We start from the raw sequence: 2645 nt of genomic DNA, 5'->3' as shown, positions 1-2645 counted from the left end.
TAACCCACTCCTGAAGCGCCCCTTGGTGCTGGCAGACGTAAAGCGCATGCTGCTGGGGCACTGGGGCACGACCCCCGGCCAGAATTTCATTTATGTGCACCTGAATCGGGTCATCAAGCAATACGACATCGACATGATCTATGTCTCCGGTCCCGGGCACGGCGGCCCGGCGGTCGTGGGCAACACCTATCTCGATGGCACCTATCTCGATGGCACCTATAGCGAGGTCTATCCCAACATCAGCCAGGACGCGGCGGGGTTGCAGCGGCTCTTCAAGCAGTTCTCGTTTCCCGGCGGCATTCCCAGCCACGCCTCGCCGGAGTGCCCGGGCTCGATCCACGAGGGCGGCGAGCTGGGCTATTCGCTCAGTCATTCGTTCGGGGCGGTGTTCGACAATCCCGAGCTGATCGTCGCCTGTGTGGTCGGCGACGGCGAGGCGGAAACCGGACCGCTGGCCACCGCCTGGCATTCCAACTCAATCGCGCGCAACGCAATTTCCGTATCTTCGGCCCCGACGAGACACTTTCCAACCGCCTGAACGCCGTGATCGAGACCACCAACCGCCAATGGGAGGCACGGACCCAGGCCGACGACGAATTCCTCGCCCCGATGGCCGGGTCATGGAGATGCTGAGCGAGCATCAATGCGAAGGCTGGCTCGAAGGCTATCTCCTCACTGGCCGGCACGGGTTGTTCAATAGCTACGAGTCGTTCATCCATATCATCGACTCGATGTTCAACCAGCACGCCGACGTCAACGTCGTGATCGCCGGCAAATATCAGGCGCCGCAATGGCTGACCATGGACGCGGCCGTCAAGCACTGCACCCAGGGCCTCGGTATCTGGCAGTGGGCCAGCAACGACCAGGCCGTGGCCCCGATCTGGTCATGGCCTGCTGTGGCGACGTCCCAACGCTGGAGACCCTGGCCGCCGTCTCCATCCTGCGCGAGCAGTTGCCCGAATTGAAGATACGGGTGGTCAACGTGGTCGACCTGATGAAGCTGCAACCGCAAAGCGAGCACCCGCATGGCTTGAGCGACAGGGATTTCGACGAGACCTTCACCAAGGATAAACCGGTGATCTTCGCCTGCCATGGCTACCCCTGGTTGATCCATCGGCTGACCTACCGCCGCACCAACCACGACAACTTCCATGTCCGCGGCTACAAGGAGGAAGGCACCATCACCACCCCCTTCGACATGACCGTGCTAAACGATCTGGACCGCTTCCACCTGGTGATGGACGCCATCGATCGCCTGCCGCAGACCGGCGACCTGGGCGTCTATCTGAAGCAGCAGCTCAAGGACAAGCTGATCGAGCACAAGCAGTACATCGACCAGCATGGGCAGGATATGCCGGAGATTCGCGATTGGAAATGGGGTGATACCAAAGGATGACGAAGATGCCCGGCGGGGCGCTGGAGCCGGTTTCGTTCGTTTTTGCTCGCCGGGGATAAAGGGCTTATGCTCGACCCTTGGCCCTGCCCGCAGCAACCGCAGACACGAGGCTGATCCGTGCTGACCATGATCGAAGTCGAGATCGCCCGAGACGGAGGGGTCCGTCCGCTGGAGCCGCTGCCTTTCCCCTTGCAGGGGCGCGCCTACCTGACCCTGCTGCCCGATCCGCCTGCCAACCTTACCGCGACTGGCGCCACCGGGGGAACAGCCGCCGACGCCTTGGCCCTGCTTGCGTCTCCGCGCTTCGCCCGACGCCCGGTAAGCGACCCAAGCGAGGTGCAGGATCGCATTGCGGCGCTCCGTGAGGACTGGTGGCCGAGGTGAGTGACGCCGAAGGACTTCCGCCCCTGCCAGACGCGATGCGATTATGAGTGAGGCATTTTTCAGTCCAATCGTCAAGACTGTGATGATCGACTGGAAACAACGGGACATGCCATGAAGATTGTCTACTACGAAGAAGATGACATCCTGTTCATCGAGATCTCGAAGGGAAAGATCCTGCGGGATGAGTCGGTGGGATGGAACATTAACCTTGGCTATACCGCCGATGGTGTTGGCGAAATCACCATCCTGGATGCCCAGAAGAGCGGGATCTATCCGTTGCAGATTGAGCGGGTGGTTTCCGAAGCTGCCTGATGGTGTTGCACTGTCCTGTGGCTCCCGCGCGCAAGTAGGGAAATATGGGCGGACGACGCTCGGCTACCAGTGACCAGACGGGACGCAGAGCGTCTGCTCGGCACTCCCAAGACCGCAACACTGGCATCAGCTATGTATGCGGGGGGAGTGGGGGCAGGTCTTGGAATGGGATTGCGGTGCAGGTCTTGGAATTCCGCATGCGTGATTGCGAGATCTGACCGCCAGACTGTGCGTGATTGCAAGACCTGACCCCCAGACTTAGACTTGTGACGCATGCGTGATTGCGAGATCTGACCGCCAGACTGTGCGTGATTGCAAGACCTGACCCCCAGACTTGCTACGCTCCGCCGGGGACGGACCCGGCGCAGAGCCGCAGCCGCGCGGCCATACACCCCCCTCTCCCCCCGGCCCCCAACCCCCCCCCGCGCCCCCAGCGACCCGACCGGTCTTCCCCACCCTCGTGGGCGATGACCCGCGTCATTCACCAACTATAGGCGGGTTTAGGTAGCCATCGACAGACGGGGGAAGAGCTCGGGTCGTTCCCCGCGAGGCC

The 2645-nt window shown here is 61.9% G+C and carries 2 protein-coding genes and 1 pseudogene; all 3 read left to right on the top strand.

Annotated elements, in window-relative coordinates; genetic code table 11:
* A pseudogene (locus tag QZY44_RS06820) lies at positions 1–1396 on the top strand (hypothetical protein); the annotation flags it as partial.
* 126 nt (positions 1397–1522) lie between these two features.
* Entirely contained in the window at positions 1523–1780 is a 258-nt protein-coding gene (locus tag QZY44_RS06815) for a hypothetical protein (RefSeq protein WP_295444052.1), read from the top strand.
* A 111-nt stretch (positions 1781–1891) separates the two neighbouring features.
* Complete coding sequence (locus tag QZY44_RS06810) at positions 1892–2092, top strand: DUF2283 domain-containing protein (RefSeq protein ID WP_295444049.1); 201 nt, start codon at positions 1892–1894, stop codon at positions 2090–2092.
* Positions 2093–2645: the final 553 nt, after the last annotated feature.

Origin of the sequence: uncultured Thiodictyon sp. (genome assembly GCA_903837595.1) — a bacterium.
Classification (GTDB): Bacteria; Pseudomonadota; Gammaproteobacteria; order Chromatiales; family Chromatiaceae; genus Thiodictyon.
Note: the sequence above shows the minus strand (reverse complement) of the source record. Positions and strands in the feature narration are given on the sequence as shown.